We start from the raw sequence: 14,199 nt of genomic DNA on the forward strand, positions 1-14,199 counted from the left end.
TATGGCGAAGGCGGACGCGTGGGGCGCGCCCGGAGGGATAGCTTTTGCGCGTCGCGAGACGCCGCGAGGCGACGGCCTTGCCGGGAATACGCGGCTCATCGCCGAACCGGCCTACAAGCGGCTTCTGGCGGCGGAGCCATTGCTGCGCCGATCGATACCGGCTCTCATCGTCATCTTCCTGATCGCGATCGCGGCGCTGCGCGTCCTGTCGCTGATGAACGAACGCGACGATATCGAGCGCAACGCCAAGGCGATCCTGATGCTGGCGTCCGGTCAACTGGCGAGTTCGCTGGCCACCACGTCCGACACCGCGCCGGGCGCCATCCAGGACCTGTTGGAAACGACCAGCCGCCAGGGCGCGATGAGCCGCGGCCACGTTCTTGTCATCACCGACAGCGCCTTCAAGATCACCGCGGTGGCGCCGCGCTCGATGTCCTGGCAAGGCCGTTCGCTGGATAGCCTCGTCCAGGGCGGCCAGCCTCTGTTCATGTTCGGCGACCGCGCCGGAGTGATGGAGGTCGATATTGGCGGGCAGGACTGGTATGCAGCGGTCAGCCTGACGAACGGTCGCAAAGGCGCGGCAGCGGCGCTGGTGCCGCAGGACGCGGTTTTTGACGCCTGGCGCAAGACAGTCTCGCTGAATGTGACGCTGTTCGTACTGACGGCCGGCGTGCTGATCATCATCCTCTATGCCTATTTCGGCCAGGCGGCGCGCGCGCAGGCGGCCGACCGCATCTATCTCGAAGCGCATCAACGCATCGACATGGCGCTGGTACGCGGCCGCTGCGGCTTGTGGGACTGGGACATGGTGCGCGGCAAGATGTATTGGTCGCGCTCGATGTACGACATGCTGGGCTACGAGCCATGCGACACGATGCTGTCCTTCGGCGAGGTCGACGAGATCATCCATCCCGATGATGGCGACTTGTTCCAGCTCGCCAACAAGATCGTCGCGCGCGAGATCGATCATATCGATCAGGTGTTCCGGATGCGGCATGCCGACGGGCAGTGGGTATGGATGCGCGCAAGGGCGCAGGTCATGGATCCGGAAGCACCCGAAATCCAGTTGATCGGCATCGCCGTCGACGTCACCGAGCAGCGTCACCTGGCGCTTCGTTCCGAGGCAGCCGATTTGCGCCTGAGGACGGCGATCGAGAACATCAACGAGTCCTTCGTGCTGTGGGATGCCGCCGAGCGGCTGATCATGTGCAATTCCAAATACCAGAAGGACAATGGCCTTTCGGACCGTGACGTGATGCCAGGCGCCGTGCGCGCCACGCTGGAAGAGCGCATGCTCGCTTTCGCTTCCGATCGGCGGCTTGCCAACAGCAATGGACCGCAGGGCGGCGCGACGTTCGAACGGCAGCTGGCCGACGGCCGCTGGTTGCAGGTCAACGAACTCAGAACCCGCGACGGCGGCATTGTCTCGGTTGGATCCGACATCACCCAGATCAAGCTGCATCAAGAAAAGCTGGTCGACAGCGAGCGCCGGCTGATGGCGACCATACACGATCTCAGCCTCGCCCGCCGGGCCGAAGAGGAGCGCGCGCGCGAACTGGTCGAGCTCAACCGCAAATACATGAAGGAAACCGAGCGCGCCGAAGCGGCGAACCGGGCCAAGTCCGAATTCCTGGCCAACATGTCGCATGAACTGCGCACGCCCTTGAACGCCATCATCGGCTTCTCCGAGTTGATGGAACAGGGGCTGTTCGGCCCGCTGGGATCGGAGCGCTACGAGGAATACGCCACCGACATCAACAGCAGTGGCAAATATCTCCTGGGCGTCATCAACGACATTCTCGACATGTCGAAAATCGAGGCCGGCCAATTCTCGCTCGACCGCGAAGAGATCGATCTCGGCCCGCTGATCAGCGAGACGGTCAGGGTCGTCTCGCTGCAGGCCGCACAGAAGGCGATCACCGTGGAGACCCGCATCGCCGACGCGCTGACGCTGTTTGCCGACCGCCGAGCGATCAAGCAGATCGTCATCAACCTTTTGTCCAACGCAGTGAAATTCACCGGCCAAGGCGGCCACATATCGGTCAGGGCCCGCAATACCTCAGGGGCGCTGGTGCTGACGATCGAGGATAATGGCTGCGGCATCCCGAAGGAGGCGCTCGGCAAGCTCGGACGGCCCTTCGAACAGGTGCAGAACCAGTTCTCCAAGAGCCATGCCGGGTCCGGCCTCGGCCTCGCCATCTCGCGCTCTCTGGCCGAACTGCAAGGCGGTGCCCTGAAAATCCGCTCAACCGAAGGTGTCGGCACGATCGTGTCGGTGCGCATTCCGGTGAAGAAGGCGACGCCCGTGGTCAAGGTCGCGGCTTAAGCAACGGGCTCCGGCGATGTCGCCGAAGCCCGTGCCGGAAGGCGTTATTGCATGCTGCCGTCGTCGCCTTCGTCATCCCACTGACGGTGTAAGCCAAAGCGGCCGCCCTTTGGCAGTTCGCCCTTCTTGATCTTTCCGTCGTTGTTCTTGTCGAGCAGGGCAAAGAGCTTCTTGTCGCGACTGGCGATGTCGTCCGTCGTCAGCGTACCGTCGCCCTTGTTGTCGTAACGCGCGATGATGCGCCTGGCCATGTGCTCGAAGCGGTCCTTTTCCAGCGCTGCGGCGAGCTGCTCCACCGTGAGCTTGCCACCATTGTCGGCGACCAGCTTCTTCAACCGCGAATCCATGACGCTTGAGAACTGGTCGAAGCTGATGGTGCCGTCATTGTCCTTCATCGCCTTGTTGAGGCGCATCATCGTGCGCTCACGCATGTTTGCGCTGTCGATGTTCTCGGCATAGGCCGCAGTGCCGACGGCTCCTGCCAACGCGATGAAGGCGAACGCGAGCTTGGTTGTCTTTCTCATGGTCTTCTCCTGTTGCATCGTCACCCCCGATGCGATCCGCACGGCCGTTGATCACGGCCGCCCGGCACGAAGCAGAAGGTTGAAATCCTTCCTGACCTTCCGCAACGTCTCCTTGAGATGTGCTTCCAGCACACCGAAATCCGGCAAGTCGGTGACCGCCAGAAGCAGATCCGAAAGCCCCGGCGGCACATCGTCCCGCTCGAACTGGCCGGTGAGGCAAAGCCTGATCATCTGGGTCAGCGCCAGATAGAGGCGGTAGGCCTCGCCAAGCTCCTCCCTGACATCGGCGGCTGCGAATTGTGGCGCAAGGCGCGACAATACCTCCGCGGTTGCCGTGACCCTGCGGCCGGACTCGACATTGCCCGTGACGACGGCCACCTGGGCGATGAATTCGAGATCGATCAGGCCGCCGGCAATGAGTTTGATGTCCCAGAGGTCGCGCGGCGGCTTTTCCTTTTCGATCATGGCGCGCATGTCGGACGCTTCCGCTTTCACCTTTGCTGCGTCGCGCGATTGCCCGAGCACCGCCGCAACGTCGGCTTCGACCTCAGCACAGAGCCTGGCATCTCCGGCAATGGCGCGCGCCCGCGACAGCGCCATGTGCTCCCAGGTCCAGGCCTCCTGGCGCTGGTATTTCTTGAAGGCGTCGACGTGGGTGGCCACCGGCCCCTTGTTGCCGGACGGCCGCAGCCGCAGGTCGAGTTCATAGAGCACGCCTTCCGCGGTCGGCGCGGAAACGGCCGAGATGAGGCGCTGCGTCATCCTGGTGTAGTAATGCGAGGGCGCCAGCGGTTTTTCACCGTCGGATTCCTCGGCGTCCGCATCGTGATCGTAGAGCAGGATGAGGTCGACATCCGACCCCGCCGTCAATTCACGGCTGCCGAGCTTACCCATGCCGAGCAGCGAAACCACGCCGCCGGCGATTGTACCATGGCGCGCCTCGAATTCGGCCATAACCGCGCGCAACGCGGCCTCAATGGTGAGGTCGGCCAGGTCAGAAAAGGCGCGGCCTGCGCGGGCCGGATCGATCGAGCCGGCGAGCAGCCGCACGCCGATCAGGAATTTCTGCTCGGAGGCAAAGATGCGCAAACGATCGAGAACGTCCTCATAGGCGCGGTCGCCTTCGAGGAAAGCGGTAAGCCGTGCCGATAGATAGCCACGATCCGGCAATTCGGTGAGAAGAGCGGGATCGAGCAGGCCATCGAACACATGTGGCCGGCGCGTGATGATCGCGGCCAGTCGTGGCGCGGCGCCCATGATCGTCGCCATAAGCTTCAGCAACGCCGGATTGGACTGGAGCAGCGAGAAGAGCTGGATGCCTGCAGGCAGGCCGGCGAGGAACTCGTCGAAACGGATCAACGCCTCATCGGCCCGACGCGTCTGGCCGAAAGCCTTGAGCAGCGCCGGCGTCAGTTCCGTCAGTCGCTCGCGCGCCTCAGCCGACTGGGTGACGCGGTAGCGACCGAAATGCCAGCCACGGATCACGCGGCAGATGTCGCTCGTTCGCTGGAAGCCGAGACCGTGCAACGTCTGCAGCGTATCGGGGTCGTCGACGTCGCCGGTGAAGACCAGATTGCCGATGCCTGCCGAAAGCTCCGGCGCGGTTTCGAACAGCGCCGCGTAGTGACGTTCGACCTGCTGCAGCGAGGCGCGGAAGCCCAGGGAAAAAGCAGCCGCATCGGCAAAGCCCAGCATGCGCGCGATTCGCTCCAGCCCTTCATCATCCTCCGGCAGGGTGTGCGTCTGCTCGTCGGCCACCATCTGGATGGCATGCTCGACCCGGCGCAGGAACCAATATTGCCGGGCCAGTGCGTCGCGTGCCTCGGCGGTGATCCAGCCGCGCGCGGCCAGCTGGCCGAGCATCGGCACGGTCTCGCGGCCTCGCAGTTCCGGGAAGCGGCCGCCGGCGATGAGCTGCTGCGTCTGGACGAAGAACTCGATCTCGCGGATGCCGCCGCGCCCGAGCTTGACGTTGTGGCCCTTGACCGCGATTTCGCCATGCCCCTTGTGGGCGTGGATCTGGCGTTTGATCGAGTGGACGTCGGCGATCGCGGCATAGTCCATGTATTTGCGCCAGATGTAAGGTTGGAGCTCCTTGAGGAAAGCGGTGCCGGCGTCCAGATCGCCGGCCACAGGACGCGCCTTGATCATGGCAGCGCGCTCCCAGTTCTGGCCGCGCGCCTCGTAGTAGCGCAGCGCCGCCTCGACCGGGATCGCCAGCGGGGTCGAACCGGGATCGGGACGCAGCCTGAGGTCGGTGCGGAAGACATAACCATGTTCGGTGCGGTCCTGCAGGATGCGCACCAGACGGCGCGTCAGCCGCGAAAACAGCTCCGTCGCATCGAGCGGATCGACGACGGCCGACGCTTCCGGGTCGAAGAAGACCACGAGGTCGATATCGGAGGAAAAATTGAGCTCATGCGCGCCAAGCTTGCCCATGCCGAGCAGGATCCAGCCCGACCGGTTCGAGGGATTGGCGGGATCCGGCAACTTCAGCTTGCCCTGGCCATGCGCGTCGCGCAGCAGAAAATCGACGGCGGCGCGCGTGCACGCATCGGCAAGGTCGCTCAACCGCCGCACCGTAAGCGAGGTCTCGGCCTCGGCGGCCAGATCGGCCAGCGCGATCAGGAAATGCGCATCGGCCTTCCATTGCCGCAGTTCCATCATCAATCTGGATTCGGAGATCGTCTCGGAGAACGATGCCCGGTCGATCGCCACGATGATCGCCTTCAGCCGGGCCTCGACCGGCTGGTCGAAAAGCCCATCCAATATCTGCGGCCGGCGACGCGCCATGTCACGCAGGAACGGCGACAGGTCGAAGACAGCGGCCAGGAAGTCCTGCGCCTCACCCGTTCCAGCCAGGAATTTCGCCAGCCGTGTCAATCCTTCTTCGCGTGCCAAGGTGGCGATCTCGGCCAGCTCCTGCCGGGCCCGGCTGTCGTCCAGAGGAGCAAGCCTTGCCGCGGGCTTCAACAGCCAGTCCTTCGCCGTCCGCTTTGCAGCCGCCGCCATCAATGATCCTCCCGCGCGGGAAAACTCATGACCACGGATAATCCGGGATTACCAGGCAACAGATCAAGCCGGCCATAGTGGAATGTCATGACCGCCTTTGCGAGGCTGAGGCCAAGCCCGGAACCTGGCTGGGAACGGCTCTTCTCGAGCCGCACGAACCGTTCGGTCGCCCGGGCGCGATCGGCATCGTCCGGAATGCCCTGGCCATTGTCGGCGACGACAAGCCTGATTTCGCCATGCGTGCGTTCGAGCGTCACGCGGACAGTCGGCTTGGAGGTGGAATCGGTCGAGTACTTGATCGCATTGTCGACGATGTTAGACAGCGCCTGGCCGATCAGCTCGCGGTTGCCGTCGACAAGGAATGCGCCATTGACCGCGGCTTCGAGCGAAACGCCAGCCTCTTCCGCCACCGGCTCGTAGAGTTCGACGACATCGCGCACGGCTGCGGCCAGATCGACGCGACTGGTGCTTTCGGAGGAATAACCCGCCTCCAGCCGGGAGATCATCAGGATGGCGTTGAAGGTCTTAATGAGCTGGTCGGACTCGGCGATGGTGCCTTCCAGCGCCTGGCGGTAGTCCGATGTTTTGTGCTTGCCCGAAAGCGTCGCCTCGGCGCGGTTGCGCAGCCGGGTCAGCGGCGTCTTCAGATCATGCGCGATGTTGTCGGAAACCTGCTTCAGCCCCTCGTTGAGCATGGCGATCCTGGCCAGCATGGCATTGAGGTTCTCGGAAAGCCGGTCGAATTCGTCACCGGCGCCGGTCACCGGCAGCCGGCCCGAAAGATCGCCGCCCATGATGCGGCGGCTGGCTTCCGAAACGCCATCGATGCGCTTCAGCGCGGCGCGGCCGACGAAAAACCAGATCAACAGCCCGCCCAGCCCCATCATGCCGAGCGCCAGCATCAGGGAGCGGCGGATGACGGCGCGGAACCGCTCAGGTTCGCCCAGATCGCGGCCGACCAGCATGATCATCTGGTTCGGCAGGCGCAGCACCAGGGCGATCGCATTGTGGCCCTTCTCGCCTTCGGATCGGACCGCCGTATCGCCGGCTTGGGGCGTGGTCTGATCGGAAGGTGTGCTGCGCTGCCGGTCGAGCTCGCCTTCGCCGAAACGACGGTAGGAGAACGGCTCGGTCGTCCAGCCTTCGGTTTCGATCACCCCCGGCTCCAGGCTCTGCACGTTGCCGGTCAGGATCTGGCCGTTGGCGTCGGCGATCAAATAGAGATTGGCGCCGGGCTGGCGCGAGCGCTGCTCCACCACGCGCACCAGGACCGGCAGGCCGCCGCGCTGGTAGGCGCGGGCAAGGCCGAGCACCTCGTCGTTGATGGTCTCCTGCGTCTGCGCGGTCAGCATGCGCGCCGAAAGCGAGGTCATGTAGAGGACAAGCAGCACGGCGCAGAGTGCGAAGAGCAGGAGATAGAGCGCCGAGAGCCGCGCAGCCGTCGTCTTCATGATGGCAGGCACGGAAAGGGCCATGCCGCCGCCTAACCGGCCCTAAGCATGTAGCCGGCGCCGCGAATCGTATGCAGGATAGGCTTGTCGAAGCCTTTTTCGATCTTGCCGCGCAGTCGCGAGACATGGACGTCGATGACGTTGGTCTGCGGATCGAAATGATAATCCCAGACATTTTCGAGCAGCATGGTGCGCGTCACCACCTGACCGGCATGGCGCATCAGATATTCAAGCAGGCGGAACTCGCGTGGCTGCAGCGTGATCTCGCGTCCGCCGCGCCTGACCGAATGCGAAAGCCGGTCAAGTTCGAGATCGCCGACGCGGTAGACGGTTTCGGCTTCCTTGGCGCTGGCCCGGCGGTTCAGCACCTCGACGCGGGCGAGCAGCTCGGAAAAGGCATAGGGCTTGGTCAGATAATCGTCGCCGCCGGCGCGTAGGCCGGTGACCCGATCGTCGACCTCGCCCAGCGCCGACAGGATCAGTACCGGCGTGGCGTTCCCCCTGGAGCGCAGGCCGGCGATGACCGAAAGGCCGTCGCGGCGCGGCATCATCCGGTCGATGACCATCACGTCGTAGTCGCCGGCATCGGCGAGCGCGAAGCCGGTCTCGCCGTCACCCGCGACATGCGCGGTGTGCCCGGCCTCGGTAAAGGCTTTCTGCAGATAATCCGCAGCCTCGCGATCGTCTTCTATGACGAGAATCTTCATAGGACCGTTATACGCGATTTCGCTGGAAGATTGAGTAGCCGGCATCTGCATTTTAGCCTTCGCCAAAGCGCATCGCGATCAAGATGATCCAGGCCGCGCGCGATAAAGTCTTGGTTCTCTGGTGTTACTGTCCCAGCATGCTGCCGGCATGCCGTTGCCACCAAAGCGCTCCGCTTGTTCGCTCAGCCTGAGCGCATGGCCCGCGGGGTGAGTGCGGCAGCGGGCGATGGGAAGCCCGCTGCCGCCGGAGGGGAGCACGATGACTGACTAACGTGCTCGGCTCCATACTTCCCGTGCGGCGGCTCGGGGGTGTTTGAAACCGCCGCACTGGAAAAGTCGTTGTCAGCCCTTGGCGACGGGCAGCGCCACGAAGCGGTTGTTGTCGTCGCGGGTAATCTGCATCAGGACAGCCTTGCGCCCGGATTTCACCGCTTCGTCCATGGCCTTGGTGACGTCGTCGGTGCCGTTGACTTCCATCGAATTGACCGCGGTGATGATGTCGCCCGGCTGGATGCCACGGTCGGCGGCATCGCTGTCGGGATCGACATCGGTCACCACCAAACCCTTGCCGTTCTCGGATTTGGTGACGGTCAGACCGAGATCGGCGAGCGTATCGGCCTTGGCCGGAGCCGCAGGCTTGTCGTCGGCCGAGGCCTGCTTGTCGCTTGAAGGCAGCTTGCCGAGCTCCACCTTGACGCTCTGGCTCTTGCCGTCGCGCCAGACCGTGACGTCAACCGACTTGCCCGGCGAATAGGCGCCAATCAGGCGGGCGAGCTCCTTCGGCGAAGCAACATCCTTGCCGTCGACCTGGGTGATCACGTCACCGGCGGTGATGCCGCTCTTCTTGCCGGGGCCGTCGTCCTGTGCGCTGGATACCAGTGCGCCGTTGTTGGACTTCAGGCCGAGCGATTCGGCGATATCTGATGTGACCGGCTGGATCTCGACGCCGAGCCAGCCGCGCTGCACGGCACCGCTCTTCATCAGATCCTCGACGACCTGCTTGGCGGTCGAGGCAGGAATGTCGAAGGCGATGCCGACGCTGCCGCCGGAAGGCGAGAAGATAGCGGTGTTGATGCCGACCACCTGACCGCTGAGGTTGAAGGTCGGGCCGCCAGAATTGCCGCGGTTGACCGAGGCGTCGATCTGGATGAAATCATCATAGGGACCGGCGCCGATGTCACGGCCCCGCGCCGAGACAATGCCGGCGGTGACGGTGCCGCCGAGACCGAAGGGGTTGCCGACGGCCACGACCCAATCGCCGACCCGAACCTTGGAGTCGTCGGCGAAGTCGACATAGGTAAATTTGCCGCCACCCTCGACCTTGAGCACCGCGAGGTCGGTGCGCGGGTCGGTACCGACCAGCTTGGCGTCGAGTTCCTTGCCGTCATTGGTCACCACGGTGAAGGCGGTGCCCTCTTCGACGACATGGTTGTTGGTGACGAGATAGCCGTCCTCGGAGATGAAGAAGCCCGACCCTTGAGCCACCGGGCGCGGCTCGCCATTACCGCGGTCACGATGCCCGAACCGGCGGTGGCCATCGTCGTTCTGGCCGCCCTGATCGCCAAAGCCGCGGAATTCCTTGAAGAAGCGGCGCAGCTGCGGATTGTTGGGCAAATTGTCGAAACCGTCCTGGCCGTCGGAGCCGTCATCGGCGGTGGGCTGGACCTTGGCCTTGACCTTGACGCTGACCACGGCGGGCGAAACGCGCTCGACGACATCGGCGAAGCTGGGGACCTGCGGCGCCTCGACGCGCACGGCATCGGCCAGAACGGGGCTGGTTCCGCTGGTCAACGCACCAACGCCGATCGCGCCGGCAACGGCGACGGAAGCGACGGCAGCCAGGAGACGCTTGCGGGTGCGGGAATATGAATTGGGAGCAATATTCATGGGGTCTCGTATCCTCTTTTCGAAGGGACGCGCCTTGTCGGCATCCTGAGGAAGAGAATTAGAGCGGCGTACATTACGACGCCATTTCCGACGCATGAAACTTTGGTAATGTTGGCGAACGATCGCCGCCTGCGCTCAATCGCGGCGCAGGATCGCCTCCAGTGCCGCCCGCTCGTCGGCGGAGAGGGATTTTGTCGCCAGTGTCCGACGCGATCTCGCGCTGATCACGACGAACAGGCCGCCGGCCAAAAGCAGGATCACCGGCGTGCCCCAAAGCAGAGCGTTGCGCAGGTCGAAGCGCGGCTTCAGCAGCACGAACTCGCCGTAGCGCGAAACCACATAGTCCATCACCTGCTTGTCGGTATCGCCAGCGACCAGGCGCTGGCGCACCAGAACGCGCAGGTCACGGGCAAGGTCGGCATCGGATTCGTCGATCGACTGGTTCTGGCAGACCATGCAGCGCAGCCCTTCCGACAGCGCTCGCGCCCTCGCTTCCAGCGTCGGATCGGCAAGCATCTCGTCGGGCTTCACCGCCAGCGCCGTGCCGGCAAAGGACAGCGCCAGCACCATCACGAGCGACGCGATGGACAACTTCGCCTTCATGGCAGGCCCGCGGGGCTCATGGCGCCGGCCTGCTTGCGGCGGCGCGAGGGTGCGCCGACGCGCAGGCGCCTGTCCATCAGCGACATGGCCGCACCAACCATCATGACCAGGCCGCCGCCCCAGATCAGCGTCACCAGCGGTTTCCACCACAGGCGCACCACGACCGATCCGTCATTGCCCTCGTCGCCGAGCGAAATGTAAAGCTGCGAAAGGCCCATCGTCCTGATGCCTGATTCCGTCGTCGTCGTCTGGCGTACCGGATAGAAGCGCTTGGCCGAGCTGATTTCGCCAACCGGACTGCCGCCGACGCCGATCAGTTGGAAGCGACCGCGATCCTCGCTGTAATTCGGTCCCTGCGCCGGATGGAGCCCGACGAAACGCAGAGTGTGGCCGGACAATTCGACGGTTTGCCCGGCATGCATCGACAGGATCTTCTCGGTGCCGAAGCAAAGCGTGCCGACGATGCCAAGCGTGGTCAGGCCAAGACCGAGGTGGGCAAGCGCTGTGCCGAAGACCGAGCGCGGCAGGCCGAGCAGGCGCCTGACCATGACCCTCGCAGCCACATTGCCGAACCCCGCCTTGACAGCGAGGTCGGTGAGAGCGCCGAGGATCAGCCAGACGGCAAGACCCACGCCAAGGGCTGCGAATACCGAAGCGCCGTTGATGAACAGGGCGGTGACCAGCGTTGCCAGAAGCGCCGCCGCGAAAGCTGCCATCAGGCGCTGCGCGACGGCGAAGACGTCGCCGCGCTTCCAGGCCAGCAGCGGCCCGAACGGAACCATGGCCAGCAACGGCACCATGAGCGGTCCGAAGGTGAGGTCGAAGAACGGCGCGCCGACCGAAATCTTGTCGGCCGAAAGGGCCTCGACGGCCAACGGATAGAGCGTACCGACGAGTACGGTGGCGGTGGCCGTGGTCAGGAACAAATTATTCAGCACCAGCGCGCCTTCGCGCGAAACCGGATGAAAGAGGCCGCCGGCCGTCAGCCTCGAGGCACGCAGTGCAAACAGCGTCAATGATCCACCGATGAACAACGTCAGTATGCACAGGATGAAGATGCCGCGCGTCGGATCGGTGGCGAAGGCATGCACCGAGGTCAGGACGCCCGAACGCACCAGGAAGGTGCCGAGTAACGACAGTGAAAAGGTCAGGATGGCGAGCAGCAGCGTCCAGATCTTCAGTGCCGAACGCTTTTCCATGACGATGGCCGAATGGAGCAGCGCGGTGCCCGCCAGCCACGGCATGAAGGAGGCGTTCTCGACCGGATCCCAGAACCAGAAGCCGCCCCAGCCGAGCTCGTAATAAGCCCAGTACGAGCCCATGGCGATGCCGCCGGTCAGGAACATCCAGGCGACCAGGGTCCACGGCCGCACCCATCGCGCCCAGGACGCATCGATGCGTCCGTCGATGAGCGCGGCTACCGAGAAGGAGAAACAGATCGAGAAGCCGACATAGCCGAGATAGAGCAGTGGCGGGTGCACTGCGAGGCCGAGATCCTGCAGGATGGGATTGAGATCGCGCCCTTCGATGGGCGCCGGTGAAAGCCTGGCGAAGGGATTGGATGTTGCCAGTATAAACAGGAAGAATGTCGCGCCGATCGCACCCTGCACGGCAAGCACGTTGGCGCGTAGCGTCGCCGGCAGGTTGGAGCCGAAGGCGGCGACCAGCGCACCGAAAAAGGTCAGGATCAGCACCCAGAGCAGCATCGAGCCTTCGTGATTGCCCCAGGTTCCAGTGATCTTATAGATCATCGGCTGCAGCGAATGGGAATTTTCCCAGACGCTGGCGACCGAGAAATCGGAACTCGCATAGGCGCTGAGCAGTGCGGCGAAGGACAGCGCCGTCAGGGCAAAGCCGGTGATCGCGACAGGAGCGCCGACCGCCATCAGGCGCTGATTGTTGGTGCGGGCGCCAAACAGCGGCACCACCGTCTGCACCAGCGCCAGCGCGAAGGCCAGGACCAGCGCGAAATGTCCGGTCTCAACCATGATCGCCAACCCGGCTATATCGAGCCTGCCTATTCACTCTTGCTCTCCTGCCAAACGCCCTTGGCCTTCAGCCCATCGGCCACTTCCTTGGGCATGTAGCGCTCGTCGTGCTTGGCCAGAACGCTGTCGGCCACAAAGACGCCATCCGGGCCGAACGTGCCCTCGGTGATGACCCCCTGCTCCTCGCGAAATAGGTCAGGCAGGATGCCTGTATAGGTGACCTTGACCGATTTATGGGTGTCGGTCACAGAAAACGCCACTGTCGCCCCCTGCCCGCGCTGGATCGTGCCTTTTTCCACCAGGCCGCCCAGCCTGATGCGCTGGCCCGGCTGCACCGTCGCCGTGGCCAGATCGGCGGGCATGTAGAAATAGGACGCCTTCTGGCCGAGCGCATAGAATGTCAGGCCGGTGGCGGCGCCGAGGAAGGCCAGGCCGCCCGCGATCACCGACAATCGTTTCTGTTTGCGTGTCATTGTCCGGTCCAGCCCTATTGCGTCGCCGTCAGGCCGAGCGAAGCGGCAAAAGCGGTGAATTTCCTGGCTTCGTCACTGTCGGCTCCAAAGACGGCAATAGCTCGGCTCAGCGCCTCGCGCGCCTGGTCGGCCTTGCCCAGCACGATGTAGGAACGAACGAGCCGCATCCATCCTTCCGGGTCGCGCGGATTCTGCCGCAGCTTCTCGTCGAGCCCGGCGACCATGGTGTTGATCATGGCTTCCCTGTCCTGCGGCGACATCGATGAAGCGGCATCGATATCGCCCGCGGTCGGTCCGTTTGCCGGCTCGCTCGAAGCGACGCCTGCATTGCCGGCGCCGGAACTATCGGACTTGGCCAGCGCCTGCTCGATCGCGCCGCGCCATGGCGAATCCTTCGGCAGCGTGCCCAGCATCGCCTGCCAGGCCGCGGCCGCCTCCTTGCTGCGGCCCTCCTGCGCCAAGGCCATAGCCAGGTAGAAGCCGGCCTTGGCATTGGCCGGGTCAAGTTTCAGGGCCGCCTCGAAGGCCTCCTGGGCATCCGCCGAAACGATGCCGCCGGCCGCGCTGGCGATCGCCTCGCCGAGACCGGCCCGGCGAACAGCGCTGTCGCCGTCGAGGCGAATGGCGTTGCGATAGGCGGCGACCGCGTCGGAAAAGCGCTGCATGCGCAGATAGACCGGCGCCAGCACGTCCCATCCCCTGCCGTCGGACGGATTGGCGGCAAGATGGGCTTCGGCGCGAGCCACAAGTTCGTCGACCGAGCTGTCGGCCGGATTCTTGGCCAGCCGCTCGCTGAGCGGCTGCGAGGGCAGATCGGGCGAGCCTATGTTGATGTAGAGGCCCCAACTGACCAGCGGCACCGCCAGCACGGCCGCGGTGGCGACAAGCCGCGTCGCGACGGATGTGCGTCCGACGGATGCGCTGCCGGTCTGGTCCGCATTGTCGAGGCGAAGGATGCGCCGGGCGATCTCGGCGCGCGCCTCATCGGCTTCGGCAGGCTTGATCAGGCCACGGGCGGCGTCGCGGTCGAGTTCGGACAGTTGGTCGCGATAAACTTCCAGATCGTGCTCGCCGCTCGAAGACGCGCTTCTGGCGCCACCGGCCAGCGGCAGCAGCACCGCCAGGCTGGCGCCCAGCGTTAGGATTGCGGCTATGACCCAGAACAGCATGGTTCTTCCAATAACGGCAGAGCCTTGCCCTGCCAACACAAGCATACTGCGACGCTTTG

Annotated in this window: 10 protein-coding genes; 1 reads left to right on the forward strand and 9 read right to left on the reverse strand. The window is 64.3% G+C overall.

Features of this window, described 5'->3' with window-relative positions; all coding sequences use genetic code 11:
• Position 1 precedes the first annotated feature (1 nt).
• On the forward strand, positions 2 to 2,326 hold the full coding sequence (locus tag FJ443_RS04880; RefSeq protein ID WP_140662964.1) for a PAS domain-containing sensor histidine kinase: 2,325 nt from the start codon (positions 2 to 4) through the stop codon (positions 2,324 to 2,326).
• Positions 2,327 to 2,370: 44 nt separating this feature from the next.
• Here the strand turns inward: FJ443_RS04880 and FJ443_RS04885 are convergent, their stop codons facing one another.
• From FJ443_RS04885 to ccmI, 9 genes are all read right to left on the reverse strand, one after another.
• Positions 2,371 to 2,850 (reverse strand): DUF4179 domain-containing protein, encoded by a 480-nt coding sequence (locus tag FJ443_RS04885; protein ID WP_140567693.1) that lies wholly within the window; start codon positions 2,848 to 2,850, stop codon positions 2,371 to 2,373.
• Positions 2,851 to 2,901: 51 nt separating this feature from the next.
• The gene (locus tag FJ443_RS04890; RefSeq protein ID WP_140662966.1) at positions 2,902 to 5,862 is read right to left on the reverse strand and encodes a bifunctional [glutamine synthetase] adenylyltransferase/[glutamine synthetase]-adenylyl-L-tyrosine phosphorylase; all 2,961 of its coding nucleotides are present in this window, start codon (positions 5,860 to 5,862) and stop codon (positions 2,902 to 2,904) included.
• Positions 5,862 to 7,337 carry an ATP-binding protein gene (locus FJ443_RS04895; RefSeq protein WP_140559439.1) on the reverse strand — a complete coding sequence of 492 codons (1,476 nt, stop codon included), beginning with the start codon at positions 7,335 to 7,337 and terminating at the stop codon, positions 5,862 to 5,864. The genes FJ443_RS04890 and FJ443_RS04895 overlap by 1 nt, the downstream gene beginning before the upstream one ends.
• An 8-nt stretch (positions 7,338 to 7,345) precedes the next feature.
• Entirely contained in the window at positions 7,346 to 8,020 is a 675-nt protein-coding gene (locus FJ443_RS04900; protein ID WP_181175065.1) for a response regulator transcription factor, read from the reverse strand.
• Positions 8,021 to 8,362: 342 nt separating this feature from the next.
• Positions 8,363 to 9,907 carry a Do family serine endopeptidase gene (locus tag FJ443_RS04905; protein WP_140517974.1) on the reverse strand — a complete coding sequence of 515 codons (1,545 nt, stop codon included), beginning with the start codon at positions 9,905 to 9,907 and terminating at the stop codon, positions 8,363 to 8,365.
• Between the two features lie 135 nt (positions 9,908 to 10,042).
• Complete coding sequence (locus tag FJ443_RS04910) at positions 10,043 to 10,510, reverse strand: cytochrome c-type biogenesis protein (RefSeq protein WP_140517973.1); 468 nt, start codon at positions 10,508 to 10,510, stop codon at positions 10,043 to 10,045.
• Positions 10,507 to 12,498 (reverse strand): heme lyase CcmF/NrfE family subunit, encoded by a 1,992-nt coding sequence (locus FJ443_RS04915; protein ID WP_140520716.1) that lies wholly within the window; start codon positions 12,496 to 12,498, stop codon positions 10,507 to 10,509. Before FJ443_RS04915 ends, FJ443_RS04910 begins: the two co-directional genes overlap by 4 nt.
• 29 nt (positions 12,499 to 12,527) lie before the next feature.
• Positions 12,528 to 12,971, reverse strand: a complete 444-nt coding sequence (gene ccmE / locus FJ443_RS04920) for a cytochrome c maturation protein CcmE (RefSeq protein ID WP_140494692.1) — start codon at positions 12,969 to 12,971, stop codon at positions 12,528 to 12,530.
• Between the two features lie 14 nt (positions 12,972 to 12,985).
• Positions 12,986 to 14,140, reverse strand: a complete 1,155-nt coding sequence (gene ccmI / locus FJ443_RS04925) for a c-type cytochrome biogenesis protein CcmI (protein WP_140567682.1) — start codon at positions 14,138 to 14,140, stop codon at positions 12,986 to 12,988.
• Positions 14,141 to 14,199: the final 59 nt, after the last annotated feature.

The sequence above is a fragment of the Mesorhizobium sp. B2-6-1 genome (assembly GCF_006440475.1).
GTDB lineage: Bacteria > Pseudomonadota > Alphaproteobacteria > Rhizobiales > Rhizobiaceae > Mesorhizobium.